This window comes from Ruegeria sp. AL1, assembly GCF_056540905.1.
The window spans coordinates 243,688-255,822 of the sequence record NZ_JBQFXP010000004.1 but is presented as its reverse complement, the minus strand read 5'-3'; the positions used below and the strand labels follow the sequence as shown (position 1 = coordinate 255,822).

Below are 12,135 nucleotides of genomic sequence, written 5' to 3'. Positions count from 1 at the left end.
CTCAGCGGGTCCAGCGGGTGACATTGCCCGACACCCCTTGCCATCCGCCGACGGCCAGTTCTACGCCCAAAACACGGTCCGGGTTGGTCGGAGGCGGCATCTCGATTCCCCGAAGTCTGAAGAACCCGAACCGCTTGTAATAGGGCGCATCACCGACCAGCATCACGCGACGCCAGCCCAGTTCACACCCTGCATTCAGCCCTTCGTGGATCAGATATCCGCCCAATCCTTCGCCCTGATGCGTCGGGTGAACCGCGACCGGACCCAGCAACAGAGCGTCATGATTGCCCACATGCACAGGCCAGAACCGGATCGCACCCGCCACGATCCCTGCACTGTCGCGCACGACAAAAGACAGATCCGCAACAGGGGGCACGTCATCGCGCAACCGGTACGAGGACAAGGCCTCGCGCCCCGGTGCAAAGCACAGGTCATAAAGCGCCTCAACCTCCCACCAGTCCTCCGGTGTTTCCGGCTTGATCCCGAACTGCTGCACCCCTGCCCTCTTTTCCTTGCTGGAATTCGCCCTAGCACTTCGGTACGCCTTGGGCAAACGCTTGGAGACCACATGTTCTATCGCCCCGAAGATGGCCACGGCCTGCCTCATAACCCCTTCAACGCCATCATCACGCCACGCCCCATCGGCTGGATTTCATCCCGTGATGCGGATGGGATCAACAATCTGGCCCCATATTCCTTTTTCAACGGCGTCGCCTACACGCCTCCACAGGTCATGTTCGCAACAACCGGTGCCAAGCACGATCAGGATGGCGGCAAGGACAGCATCGCCAATATCGCAGCCACCGGTTTTTTTTGCGTCAATGTCGTGGCCCATGCGCACCGGGATGCGATGAATGCCAGCTCGGCTGGTTTACCCAAAGAAGTTGATGAATTCGCCCATGCAGGTCTGACGGCCGTTGAATGCGAAACCGTGCCTTGCGCGCGCATTGCAGATGCACCAGCAGCGCTGGAATGCAAACTGACTCAGATCGTGACCTTGCCTGGCGAAGCAAACCGCGTCGTGTTCGGAGAGGTGACAGGCGTCCACTTGCGTGATGATTGCCTGAAAGACGGCAAATTCGATGTGACAACCTTCCAACCTCTGGCGCGACTTGGATACAGGGACTATTCGGTTGTCACTGAATTATTCTCGCTCAATCGCCCGGATGACTGACGTAGCGCAACTGAGGCCGCTGCCCTGACGACGCCATCTCAAGGATGACGCCTTCCAAACAAAACAAGCGATCCTGCATTCATCTGGCTAAAAATATCCCGGAGCGCGAGGCAGAGCCTCGCAAAAAACTCAGTGTCCCCCAAGAATGCCGGTTCGGACCGAATAGTCCACAGCGATTTCATAATCCGGGTCGTCATCGCTATCGACCATCAGATGACCCGCCTTGTTAAGCAGCTTGTGACAATCACGGCTCAGGTGGCGCAGCATGACACGCTTGCCGGCAGTCTCATATTTGGCAGCGATATTTTCGATGGCCTGCAACGCCGACTGGTCAACAACACGGCTTTCGGCGAAATCCACGATGACGGTTTCCGGGTCATTGGGAACATCAAATAGCTCCACAAACCCCTCGGACGATCCAAAAAACAGCGGACCCTGAATTTCGTACACTTTCGCGCCTTTCTCCGTCTCGGATTCGCGCGTAATCGCGTGGATGCGCTTGGCGTTGTTCCACGCATATGCCAGCGCCGAGACGATCACCCCCACAACCACGGCAACCGCGAGGTCCTCCATCACCGTGACAACCGTCACCAGCACAATGACAAACGCATCAGTCATGGGCACTTTGCGCAGGATATTGAACGAGTTCCAGGCAAAGGTTCCAATCACCACCATGAACATCACACCGACCAGGGCAGCCAGCGGGATTTGCTCGATCAAGGGTGAGGCAAAAAGGATAAAGATCAGCAAGAACAAGGCAGCGGCGATCCCGGCGATACGGGTGCGTCCCCCCGATTTTACGTTGATCATCGACTGTCCGATCATGGCGCAACCGCCCATGCCGCCGAAAAAGCCGGTGGCGACATTGGCAACGCCTTGCGCGATGCACTCCTGCGATGCCCCGCCACGCTTGCCGGTAATCTCGCCCACAAGGTTCAGGGTCAGCAAGGATTCAATAAGCCCAATCGCAGCCAGAATGACCGCATAAGGCAGAATGATCTCGAAAGTTTCCCAGGTCAGCGGCACCATCGGGATATGCAAAGGTGGCAGGCCGCCCTCAATCGAGGCAAGGTCACCCACACGCGGCACATCCAATCCAAGGCCAATCACCAGCGCGGCCACCACGACAATCCCGGCGAGCGGTGCCGGAATGATACGCGTGATGCGCGGCATGACCCAGATCACCGCCATCGTCAGCGCCACCAACCCCAACATCGTATAGAGCTGCAGACCCGAAAGCCAATCTCCGCCGCCCATGCCGTGGCCGGTATTTTCCATTGTGCCCGGAACTTTGAACTGGCCCATCTGCGCCAGAAAGATCACAATCGCCAGCCCGTTCACAAAACCCAGCATCACCGGATGCGGCACCAGACGGATAAAGCGGCCCCAATGCATCGCTCCGGCGATTACCTGCAAGATGCCCATCAGAACAACGGTTGCAAACAGGTATTCGACACCATGTTCGGCAACCAGCGCCACCATGACCACGGCCAACGCCCCGGTTGCACCGGAAATCATGCCCGGTCGGCCGCCGATCAGCGCGGTGATCAGACCCACCATGAACGCTGCATAAAGACCAACCAGAGGATGCACGCCAGCCACGAACGCAAACGCGACGGCCTCGGGCACCAAGGCCAGTGCAACCGTCAGCCCCGACAGCAACTCGATGCGTACCCGCGACAGGGTGAACCCTTCGTCAGGCATCCAACGCAGATCGGGAATGGCGATACGGTTGGCAAAGCTTGCCAGCAAGGCTCGGGGCATTGGACGGTCCTGTCGGTCTGATGGGTTCGCGCGAAAGGGGCCTTCTACCTGCGATCCGCCCTCGGAGCCACCGCAATAGGTGGGAGGCTGGTATGCACCTGATGCATATCGTAAGCCTCTCAACTTCGTGAGTTGAAGACCGCATCACACTCCCGCAGGTTTGGATCATGCGATGGATTGTCCTGTTCTTGCTGGTTCCGACAGCTGCGTTTGCGCAGGATCTGGAAGGCAATGACACTGCAAGCAACTGGCGTGTGACTCACTACGAATCTTTCGGTGTCTGGAATTCGATCTGTGATGAGCGCGAAGAATTAGGCGCTCTGAAGCAACGGTGCTACATCCGTCGGGCCGAGGTGTTTTCATACCGCCCGAAATTCGGCGCGCAGTATCTGTTCATCACACCTTCGCCCACAGGCATCGAAATTGAATTCGGCATCGAGCCCGGCACGTTGTTTCGACCCTCCGGCTTTCGCATTGATGGCGCGGATGGCGTGATCTGGCGCACGCGACGACCCGGGTGCCTGACCGGGTTGAGTTGTACGTTCGGCGGCCCCGACGCCGATCAGATTGTCGAGGCAATGTTGACTGGCGTCGACTATCGTTTTGTCTTTCGCGACCGCCATGGGCAATCACAGGATCTGACATGGCCGCTGCAGGGGTTTGATGCAGCCTGGAGCGATTTTCAGAGCGAAGCGCAGGCCCGCGCGCTGTTGCCCCGGTAGTCCCGGGCATTGCCCCTTGTCAAACAAGGCTGCACGACGCACAAATTCCCGAACACACAAAACAAACGGAGAAAACCAGTGACCCAAACCAAAATCGCTGTCATCGGCGGATCGGGGATTTACGATATCGACGGTCTGGAAAACGCGGAATGGGTCACGGTTGAAACCCCCTGGGGTGCGCCCTCAGATCAGGTGCTTACCGGAACGCTGGACGGGGTAGAAATGGCGTTCCTGCCGCGTCACGGACGGGGCCATATCCATTCGCCGACCGACGTGCCCTATCGCGCCAATATTGACGCATTGAAGCGGCTGGGTGTGACGGATGTGATCTCGGTCTCGGCCTGCGGGTCCTTCCGCGAACATATGGCGCCAGGTGATTTCGTGATCGTCGATCAGTTTATCGACCGGACTTTTGCACGTGAAAAAAGCTTCTTCAGCTCGGGCTGTGTTGCCCATGTCAGCGTTGCCCACCCCACCTGTCCCCGACTTTCTGATGCATGCGAGACTGCCGGCAAGGCGGCTGGCATCAATATCCACCGGGGCGGAACCTATCTGGCAATGGAGGGGCCACAGTTCTCGTCGCTGGCCGAATCCATCATGTATCGCGAGCAATGGGGCTGCGATGTCATCGGCATGACCAACATGCCCGAAGCCAAGCTCGCCCGCGAGGCCGAGCTGTGTTACGCCTCGATCGCGATGGTCACCGACTATGACAGCTGGCACCCCGATCACGGCGAGGTCGACGTCAGCGCCATTATCGCTACGCTGACAGGTAATGCTGACAAAGGACGTGCCTTGGTCAAGGGTTTGCCCGCCCTGTTGGGCGCAGATCGCGCGCCTTGCGAGCATGGCTGCGACCGGGCGCTTGAATATGCTATCCTGACTGCTCCGGAAAAACGCGACCCGGCACTGCTGGCCAAACTGGATGCGGTCGCGGGTCGGGTGCTCTGAGCCGGTCCTGAGTTCAGTTTTGGGACAAGTCGTGTTGCACCTTGTCCCACAGACCGTGGGACCACAGATCATTATGGGTCCCACCCGGCACAATGAACAACTGCGCTGTGTCACCCGCGAGGGCGGCCAGCGCCTTGCCATGGTGAACCGGCACCACTGTGTCATCCGTGCCGTGAAAGATCAGAATCGGAACGGAAATGTCACTCACCCGGTCTCGCGTGGCGAATTGATCCGTCATCAGCGCGTTCACGGGCAGCCATGGATACCGCTCGGCCGCGACATCAACCGTTGCGGTAAAAGGCGCTTCCAGCACCAACATCATCGCATCAGGGCGCTGTTCGGCCACGGCAGCCGCGATTGCCGTGCCAAGGCTTTGGCCATGCAAAACGATTTCCGCGCCCTTGTCATTCAGCATATCGTACATCTGAACACCGTCGGAAATCAGTGCCGGTTCGGACGGTGTTCCTTCGCTGCCCGGATAGCCGCGATAGCTGGGCGCAAACAGGCCGAAGCCGCTGTCAAGAATTTCGCGCAATCTGTCCGCGCGATCCCCCAGATTGCCACCTTGACCATGAAAGAACAAAACCGTCGGCGCGGTATCAGACGCCGGTGGCGCGGACCATGCGGTCAGAACCGTGCCATCCGCCATCGGTAGAGCGATCACCTCCACTTCCGATAACCCCACCGCGCTTGGTTCAGGCAAGGCACCTTCGGGTTTAAACAGCAATGCGCGCTGGTTCAGATACATATAGCCCAAAATGGCACAATAGAGGACTGCCGCGACGACGCACAGCGCGACAAGCCCACGCCCGAGGCGCGCCCTGCTCGTTAAGGTTCGCGTGGCGGGCATGTCGGGATCAAGATCCTGTGCCATCAACTTCTCCCAAAGGGTCATATGCCGTCTGATACTGGGCAGCGACGTTCCGGTTTCAAGAGAATGGCGCTGGCTTTCATCCAATCTTTAACTCTTGGCTACATTGCAACACAGGCCTGACCAAAGGCGAACCAGTCTTGAAAATCTTCTTCCGGACTCGCGATTTGTTTATTTGGACCAAAGGATCGGGTCGTACTTGCGCCACAAATCAAGGTCACAAGACGTCCACGTGACAGCGAAAGAGGGCGTACATGCAGCGGTTAGAAGCTTTGGATGCGGCGCGGTTTTTGGCCTTCTGCGGCATGGTCCTGATCAACTTTCGCATCGCCGCACAAGTAGCGCCGGGCAATGATTGGGCCTCGGCGCTGATCGACGCGCTGGAAGGTCGGGCTGCCGCGCTGTTTGTCATCTTGGCGGGCGTCGGTGTCGGCCTTTCGCGCATGTCAGCGGGCACGCTGCTGCGCAGGGCAGCATTCCTGTTTGTGCTCGGACTGATAAATATGACGATCTTCGATGCAGATATTCTGCATTTCTACGCGCTCTACTTCGTTGTCGGAGCGATCTTTCTGACCGCGTCGCCCCGAGGATTGTGGCTGGGTGCGGTTGCAATCGTCTTGCTGGCAGTACTGGCCAATCTGGGTTTCAACTATGATCGGGGCTGGGACTGGACGACCCTGACCTATCCCGATCTATGGTCCCTGTCCGGGTTTTGGCGAAACGCGCTTTTCAACGGATGGCACCCGGTTCTACCTTGGGCGGCGTTTCTGCTGGTCGGGATGGCGCTGGGGCGAACTCAACTACATACGATTTGCATTCAGCATCGGCTGATCATGTGGGGGTTTGGCGCATCTGTATTGGCTGTGTTTCCACAAACTCTTGCGTCCGATCCTGATCTGACCGCCTATCTGGGCACCGCCTCCATTCCGCCCGGGCCGTTCTATGTTCTGGCGGCCACCGGGTCTTCCTGTGTCGTGATCGGAGGGTTGCTGAAACTCTGGCCGCGTATCGCCGGGCTGGGCCTTGGCCCCGCGCTCGTGGCGCCCGGACGGCAAAGTCTGACCTTGTATATGGCGCATATCCTGGTCGGAATGGGCGGACTCGAAGCAGCCGGGTTGCTGAACGGGTCGCTCAACACCCCTCAGATTGTCGGATTTGCGTTGGCGTTTTGTGCCCTGTCTTCAGCTTTTGCGCTGCTTTGGAGCCGCCATTTCGTGAGCGGCCCGCTAGAGGCCCTCATGAGACCGGTCGTCGGCCCACGAAAGGCTTGACCTGCACCGCATTGGCGGGCTTGGTGCCAGAAACGTTTGAACAGGACCTGGTATGTCGCTTGATCTTTGGTTGACCTTTGTGGCCGCCTCTACCGCATTGCTTTTGATCCCTGGACCCACGGTGTTGCTGGTCCTCAGCTACGCCTTGTCAAAGGGACGCAGCGTGGCAGTCGCGTCGGCCACCGGGGTTGCTGTGGGCGATCTTGTTGCAATGACCGCGTCGTTGCTGGGGCTTGGCGCATTGGTATTGGCATCTGCCACGCTGTTTTTAATCCTGAAATGGGTCGGCGCGGCTTATCTGGTCTGGTTGGGCATCAAACTGTTGCGCAGCGCCCCGTCAGGCGGCCTGAGAGCGGTGGACACCAGGCGTGACGTGACCGCGCGTGGCGTCTTTGGGCATGCCGCTGCAGTCACGGCGCTGAACCCTAAATCCATCGCGTTTTTCATCGCTTTCGTGCCGCAGTTCCTGCGCCCGACTGACCCTTTGGGCCCGCAATTCACTATCTTGATCGCGACATTTGTCGGCCTCGCCTGGCTTAACGCACTGGCCTATGCGCTGTTGGCCGACCGGCTGCGCCTGATGATCGGGCGCGCAAGCGTCATCATCGCATTGACGCGGTTCGGAGGGCTGGCACTGATCGGTATGGGCGTGGCAACCGCCGTTCTGCGCCGCCCGGCCTGAGGCGTCACTCTTCGACGTTTTCTTTCATGAAACCACGTATGAAGCGTCGGATTTCCCGCGCGGCTGACGTGTCCAGCTCTTTGCACAGTTCGACAAATGCGTCGCGTTCATCCTTGTCCAAACGCAAGACCAACTGACTGTTTTTCTTGGTGGGCCTTTTGCCGTCTTTCTTTGCCACGTGCTTTTTTCCCGCGGAAATCTTGATTCACTTCGCGATGCAATGTATATACACTGCATATAGGTTGTAGTTATCGAGCACCTAACAAAAAACAAGGATTATGGCAATGAATCTTCATGCTGCTCAGGCATTTCTTTTGCGCGACCAGAGAAACTGGCGGAAACCTCACCTGTCCTGGTTACCCGCTGCACTGTACCGATATTACAGCCTGCCAAATTCCGTTTCCAAACGCCGCAAGTAACTTCAGTCTTTTCTTGCAAGCCTAACCGGTATGGGCCAAACACCTTGGCGTGTGTTGATGCCAAAGGGGTGGTTTATGTCCAGAAACAAAACGGTCAAGGATTACATTCGGACCATCGTTGATTTCCCGCATGACGGGATCATGTTTCGCGATGTCACAACCCTGTTTGCCGACCCGCGCGGGTTCCGCATGGCGATTGACCAGATGCTGCACCCCTATGCGGGTGAACAGATCGACAAGGTCGTCGGACTTGAGGCGCGCGGTTTTATTCTGGGCGGTGCCATTGCCCACCAGCTGAGCGTCGGATTTGTGCCGATCCGAAAGAAAGGCAAACTGCCCGGCACTACGATCAGCCAGGACTATAAGCTGGAATATGGCGAGGCCATCGTCGAAGTTCATGATGACGCCATTCAACCGGGCGAGAAGATACTTGTGGTCGATGACCTGCTGGCCACCGGCGGCACAGCCGCAGCCGGGATCAAGCTGGTCGAACGTCTGGGGGGCGAGATCGTTTCCTGCGCGTTCATCATCGATTTGCCAGCCCTCGGCGGCCGAAAAGTGCTTGAGGACATGGGTATGGATGTCCATGTGCTATGCGAATTCGACGGTTTGTGACTTGGATCTGATCACAAAAACGTGAGTGGAAAACTTTTGACGCACTGGCTTAGCGCAGCTTGCTGCCCGGTCAACGTTATTTCATCCACATATTCGATGATCTTGTTTCGTGAAAGGCCCGTAACCTGAATGATGCCGCTTCGGGCATCCCAACAAGGGAACCTTATCATGTTTCGCAAAATCGCACTTGCCGGAGTGTCTGGCGCCTTGATCGCCTCTGCTGCATTCGCGGGTGGCAAAAAGGATATCGTTGATACGGCTGTCGGCGCAGGCAGCTTTGAAACTCTCGTCGCAGCTGTTCAGGCGGCCGAACTGGTTGATACGCTGAAAGGCGATGGTCCGTTCACTGTCTTCGCCCCTACGGATGAAGCTTTCGCCGCGCTGCCCGAAGGCACGGTCGAAACTCTGCTGAAGCCCGAGAACAGGGATCAGCTGGTTGCGATCCTGACCTATCACGTTGTGCCGGGCAAAGTGATGTCGGGTGATTTGTCCGACGACATGACAGCCGCAACCGTGCAGGGCAGCGACATCACAGTTGATCTGGACAATGGCGTCATGATCAATAATGCGTCGGTCGTTCAGGCAGATATCGAAACGTCGAATGGCGTAATCCACGTCATCGACAAAGTAATCCTGCCGGAAACCTGAAATCCCGCGCGTGGTCCGGTTCTGGCCGGGCCACGCCTACGGCTTCAAGACTGCGCCGGGGTTCATGATGCCTTTGGGATCCAGCGCAGATTTTATAGCGCGCATAGCACCCAGCTTTACCGGATCACCATAGGTTTCAAGGTCCCCGCTTTTCAGACGCCCCACCCCGTGTTCCGCGCTGACCGAACCACCGAATTGATGCACCAGATCATGAACCGCTTGCCGGATATCTCCGCTCAGAGCATCAAACTCTGACCGAGACCGCCCGGGCGGCGGGAACACGTTGTAGTGCAGGTTCCCATCCCCCAAATGTCCGAAACAATTGATGCGGAAAACACCGAACTGCGCAACAACATCAGGCGCCTGCCGGATAAATTCGGGAATTTCCGAGATAGGAACCGAGATATCGTGGCTTGAGATCGCTCCGATCAAACGATTGGCTTCCGGAATTTGCTCGCGTACGGCCCATAGGGCCAGTCGCTGCGCCTCACTTTGGGCGATCACCGCATCGGTCACAAGCCCTCGGTCCTCTGCCGCCATATACAGGGTTTCCAGGGTGGCATCGGGGCGCTGACCTGCGGACAGTCCGATCTCGATCAACACGGTCCATTGCGGTTGATGCGCGAACGGCTGGCGGATCTCGGGCAAGACTTCGGACAGAAACGCAAGACCCTGCTGGTGGATCAGCTCGAATGTGGTGACGCCATCACCGATCTGATCCCGCGCCAAAGCCAGCAGGTCAATCGCGGCCTCGGGCGAAGGGACTTCGATCATCGCCGTGCCCACCGCTGCGGGACGCGGAAACAATTTCAGAGAAGCCGCCGTGATGATACCAAGCGTCCCTTCCGCCCCGATCAGCAGGTTGCGCAGATCATAGCCTGTGTTGTCCTTACGCAACCGGCTGAGCCCATGCCAGATTTGCCCGTTTGGCAAAACCGCCTCTAACCCCAGGCACAGATCACGTGCATTGCCATAACGCAGCACATTGACCCCGCCCGCATTCGTGGCCAGGTTGCCCCCGATCTGGCAAGACCCCTGCGCAGCCAGGGCCAAGGGAAACAGCCGATCTGCGGCTTCCGCCGCTGCCTGAACCTCGGCCAGAATGACGCCCGCCTCTGCAATCAGGATATTTTCGGTCGGATAGACGGCACGGATCGCCTTCATGCGTTCCAAAGACACAAGCAAAGGCGCAGGACCGTCGGGCATGACCTGACCGCCGACCAGCCCCGTACCCCCACCATAGGGTAGAACGGGCACCAAAGCCTCGGACGCCAGCCGCACCAGCGCGGCAACCTGATCCACGGTACGGGGTAAGGCCAACACCCCCGCCTGCCCGGCAAACCGTCGCCGGGGCTCTTCGATATAACGCGCCGAGACCGGGCTCAGGATGTCATCGCCCAGCACATCGCGAAGGGATTGGGAAAAAGCGTCATCGGCAGGGTTCAAACTCATACCCTTTCCATGCCCAACGCAGGCTGCCCCGGCAAGCCCTATTCCAGATCGATCAGATACTGCGGTTCCAGCACGACCACCGTGGGACGGTCCGGCAGAGACCGCAATGAAACCGTGATCTCGGACACGCCATCGCGCACAACCGGAAACTCATCCCGGATGTCGACAAGGAACCGATCCAGCGAAAACCCGGAAAACCAATGCATCGGAATGATGACCGAACTTTTCAGCCGTTTCAGAACCGAGATCATCTCGGGCAGCGGCATTGTCGTGCCCCCGTCCACAGCGGCCATCACCACATCCAGCCGGCCCAACGCCGCGAATTGTTCGTCGGACGGGATATGATGCAAGTGCCCCAGATGGCCGATGCAAAGTCCCTCAATCTCGAACACGAAGATCGAGTTTCCACGTTCCTCGACCCCACCATAGACCGACCGGATATCGGTCGAGACATTCCGCACCAGCATCTCACCCAGATCCAGATGATGCTCGATCCCCTGCCCGAACTCGCCCCAGCCCGGCAATACATGGGGAATGGCGGGATCGGGAAACGCGGTCCAATGAGTGTCATGGGCATGGTTCATGGTCACCACATCCGGGATCAGATCGGCACTGCCGATAAACCCCGTGAAATCCGTCACCGCATTCAGGCCACCCCGGGTCTGGATCAAAAAAGACGCATGCGCGACATAGCTGATCCGAACCGAAAACTCGGGCACCGGGTCCTGCCACGCCGCCTTTTGGACGAATTCAATCCCAGGTGCTGCGTCTGCAATGGCAATGCAATGGCTCGGCCGCCGCTCCTGCGCCGAAGCCCCGCCTGAAACCAATATCAATGCCGCAATCAAACAGCGCATATGCAAAGTGTAGCGTACCGTCCGCATATGTCACGCGTGCAGACAGTAGCTTAGTCAAAAAGCGGCAAAGGGTGCTGACCTAAATCACAATACACTTACGCAAACTGAACGGTCTGGAAACCTTCGCGTCTCGCAACGCCCTCGCTAGCGCATCGCTCACGAAGAACGCATCGCGCATAACAGTGTCTACCCATATGTCGGGACCATCCAAGGCAGCCGCACTGACCGCAATATCATTGTCTTTCATGACCATTGGCGGCTGCCAAATATCGTAATCTGGATACGGCCTTGCAATATTCCGTGATTCACTTGTCAAAACCGCCGTTTTTTGATTACCGAAATTTATACAAAAATACTCACCCTCAACGGGTGTAATGCGATCATGCAGAAACAGTTTAACCGGATATAAATTTCCATCGCCCAGATCGAAATTCCGCAAAACAGCGGCGCATTCTCCAGAAACTGTCCGTGCCCCGCCAGCTAAGAACAGGTGCGGCTGTTTCTTTTCTTTTTTGTTGCGGTACTCCGAGTACATTTCTTTAGGAAAGTGCTCAGCGGCCAAGGGCTCACCCTCTTGATTACGCAGCATTGCACTTAATCCCTGCTTCTCGTTTTCAAGAAGGATATCGCTGTCAAACGCCCGATTGTTCGTCGGGCTGGCCATAGCGTCGCTGATCCAGACTGTGGGTTTCTTTGTCCGCGCCATTGC

General features: G+C 57.7%; 14 protein-coding genes. 7 read left to right on the top strand and 7 right to left on the bottom strand.

All coding sequences use genetic code 11. The features are described 5' to 3' along the window. Position 1 precedes the first annotated feature (1 nt). Positions 2–496, bottom strand: coding sequence for a GNAT family N-acetyltransferase (locus tag ACRZ9X_RS08560; protein WP_480517775.1), 495 nt, complete (start codon positions 494–496; stop codon positions 2–4). A gap of 72 nt (positions 497–568) precedes the next feature. On the opposite strand from ACRZ9X_RS08560, the gene ACRZ9X_RS08555 reads away from it, so the two are divergent. Next, the gene (locus ACRZ9X_RS08555) at positions 569–1,174 is read left to right on the top strand and encodes a flavin reductase family protein (protein WP_480517773.1); all 606 of its coding nucleotides are present in this window, start codon (positions 569–571) and stop codon (positions 1,172–1,174) included. Positions 1,175–1,303: 129 nt separating this feature from the next. On the opposite strand, the gene ACRZ9X_RS08550 is transcribed toward ACRZ9X_RS08555, so the two are convergent. Then, positions 1,304–2,938 carry a SulP family inorganic anion transporter gene (locus ACRZ9X_RS08550; protein ID WP_480517771.1) on the bottom strand — a complete coding sequence of 545 codons (1,635 nt, stop codon included), beginning with the start codon at positions 2,936–2,938 and terminating at the stop codon, positions 1,304–1,306. A 167-nt stretch (positions 2,939–3,105) separates the two neighbouring features. Here ACRZ9X_RS08550 and ACRZ9X_RS08545 point away from each other — a divergent pair, with 167 nt between their 5' ends. Continuing rightward, positions 3,106–3,660 (top strand): hypothetical protein, encoded by a 555-nt coding sequence (locus ACRZ9X_RS08545; RefSeq protein ID WP_480517769.1) that lies wholly within the window; start codon positions 3,106–3,108, stop codon positions 3,658–3,660. A gap of 78 nt (positions 3,661–3,738) precedes the next feature. After that, entirely contained in the window at positions 3,739–4,611 is an 873-nt protein-coding gene (locus ACRZ9X_RS08540; RefSeq protein ID WP_480517767.1) for an S-methyl-5'-thioadenosine phosphorylase, read from the top strand. 13 nt (positions 4,612–4,624) lie between these two features. On the opposite strand, the gene ACRZ9X_RS08535 is transcribed toward ACRZ9X_RS08540, so the two are convergent. Beyond that, positions 4,625–5,485 carry an alpha/beta hydrolase gene (locus ACRZ9X_RS08535; RefSeq protein ID WP_480517765.1) on the bottom strand — a complete coding sequence of 287 codons (861 nt, stop codon included), beginning with the start codon at positions 5,483–5,485 and terminating at the stop codon, positions 4,625–4,627. Between the two features lie 251 nt (positions 5,486–5,736). On the opposite strand from ACRZ9X_RS08535, the gene ACRZ9X_RS08530 reads away from it, so the two are divergent. Both ACRZ9X_RS08530 and ACRZ9X_RS08525 read left to right on the top strand, forming a co-directional pair. Further along, a complete protein-coding gene (locus ACRZ9X_RS08530) occupies positions 5,737–6,753 on the top strand; it encodes a DUF418 domain-containing protein (protein WP_480517763.1) in 1,017 nt (338 codons plus the stop codon). Between the two features lie 52 nt (positions 6,754–6,805). Then, positions 6,806–7,435, top strand: a complete 630-nt coding sequence (locus ACRZ9X_RS08525; RefSeq protein ID WP_480517761.1) for a LysE family translocator — start codon at positions 6,806–6,808, stop codon at positions 7,433–7,435. Between the two features lie 4 nt (positions 7,436–7,439). Here the strand turns inward: ACRZ9X_RS08525 and ACRZ9X_RS08520 are convergent, their stop codons facing one another. After that, on the bottom strand, positions 7,440–7,613 hold the full coding sequence (locus ACRZ9X_RS08520) for a hypothetical protein (protein ID WP_480517759.1): 174 nt from the start codon (positions 7,611–7,613) through the stop codon (positions 7,440–7,442). Positions 7,614–7,929: 316 nt separating this feature from the next. Here ACRZ9X_RS08520 and ACRZ9X_RS08515 point away from each other — a divergent pair, with 316 nt between their 5' ends. Continuing rightward, the gene (locus ACRZ9X_RS08515) at positions 7,930–8,469 is read left to right on the top strand and encodes an adenine phosphoribosyltransferase (protein WP_480517757.1); all 540 of its coding nucleotides are present in this window, start codon (positions 7,930–7,932) and stop codon (positions 8,467–8,469) included. Between the two features lie 168 nt (positions 8,470–8,637). Continuing rightward, on the top strand, positions 8,638–9,117 hold the full coding sequence (locus tag ACRZ9X_RS08510) for a fasciclin domain-containing protein (protein WP_480517755.1): 480 nt from the start codon (positions 8,638–8,640) through the stop codon (positions 9,115–9,117). 36 nt (positions 9,118–9,153) lie between these two features. Here ACRZ9X_RS08510 and ACRZ9X_RS08505 read toward each other — a convergent pair whose 3' ends face one another. Genes ACRZ9X_RS08505 through ACRZ9X_RS08495 form a run of 3 tightly spaced genes read right to left on the bottom strand, consistent with a single transcriptional unit; the run spans position 9,154 to position 12,132 of the window. Next, the gene (locus ACRZ9X_RS08505; RefSeq protein ID WP_480517753.1) at positions 9,154–10,569 is read right to left on the bottom strand and encodes an FAD-binding oxidoreductase; all 1,416 of its coding nucleotides are present in this window, start codon (positions 10,567–10,569) and stop codon (positions 9,154–9,156) included. Positions 10,570–10,607: 38 nt separating this feature from the next. Beyond that, the gene (locus ACRZ9X_RS08500; protein ID WP_480517751.1) at positions 10,608–11,453 is read right to left on the bottom strand and encodes an MBL fold metallo-hydrolase; all 846 of its coding nucleotides are present in this window, start codon (positions 11,451–11,453) and stop codon (positions 10,608–10,610) included. Between the two features lie 52 nt (positions 11,454–11,505). Further along, complete coding sequence (locus ACRZ9X_RS08495; protein WP_480517749.1) at positions 11,506–12,132, bottom strand: hypothetical protein; 627 nt, start codon at positions 12,130–12,132, stop codon at positions 11,506–11,508. Positions 12,133–12,135: the final 3 nt, after the last annotated feature.

Excerpts from the sequence above, each read along its gene's own strand:
- ACRZ9X_RS08555 (WP_480517773.1), top strand. The coding sequence starts at position 569 with ATGTTCTATCGCCCCGAAGATGGCCACGGCCTGCCTCATAACCCCTTC.
- ACRZ9X_RS08550 (WP_480517771.1), bottom strand. The coding sequence starts at position 2,938 with ATGCCCCGAGCCTTGCTGGCAAGCTTTGCCAACCGTATCGCCATTCCC.
- ACRZ9X_RS08545 (WP_480517769.1), top strand. The coding sequence starts at position 3,106 with ATGCGATGGATTGTCCTGTTCTTGCTGGTTCCGACAGCTGCGTTTGCG.
- ACRZ9X_RS08535 (WP_480517765.1), bottom strand. The coding sequence starts at position 5,485 with ATGGCACAGGATCTTGATCCCGACATGCCCGCCACGCGAACCTTAACG.
- ACRZ9X_RS08530 (WP_480517763.1), top strand. The coding sequence starts at position 5,737 with ATGCAGCGGTTAGAAGCTTTGGATGCGGCGCGGTTTTTGGCCTTCTGC.
- ACRZ9X_RS08525 (WP_480517761.1), top strand. The coding sequence starts at position 6,806 with ATGTCGCTTGATCTTTGGTTGACCTTTGTGGCCGCCTCTACCGCATTG.
- ACRZ9X_RS08515 (WP_480517757.1), top strand. The coding sequence starts at position 7,930 with ATGTCCAGAAACAAAACGGTCAAGGATTACATTCGGACCATCGTTGAT.
- ACRZ9X_RS08510 (WP_480517755.1), top strand. The coding sequence starts at position 8,638 with ATGTTTCGCAAAATCGCACTTGCCGGAGTGTCTGGCGCCTTGATCGCC.
- ACRZ9X_RS08505 (WP_480517753.1), bottom strand. The coding sequence starts at position 10,569 with ATGAGTTTGAACCCTGCCGATGACGCTTTTTCCCAATCCCTTCGCGAT.
- ACRZ9X_RS08500 (WP_480517751.1), bottom strand. The coding sequence starts at position 11,453 with ATGCGGACGGTACGCTACACTTTGCATATGCGCTGTTTGATTGCGGCA.
- ACRZ9X_RS08495 (WP_480517749.1), bottom strand. The coding sequence starts at position 12,132 with ATGGCGCGGACAAAGAAACCCACAGTCTGGATCAGCGACGCTATGGCC.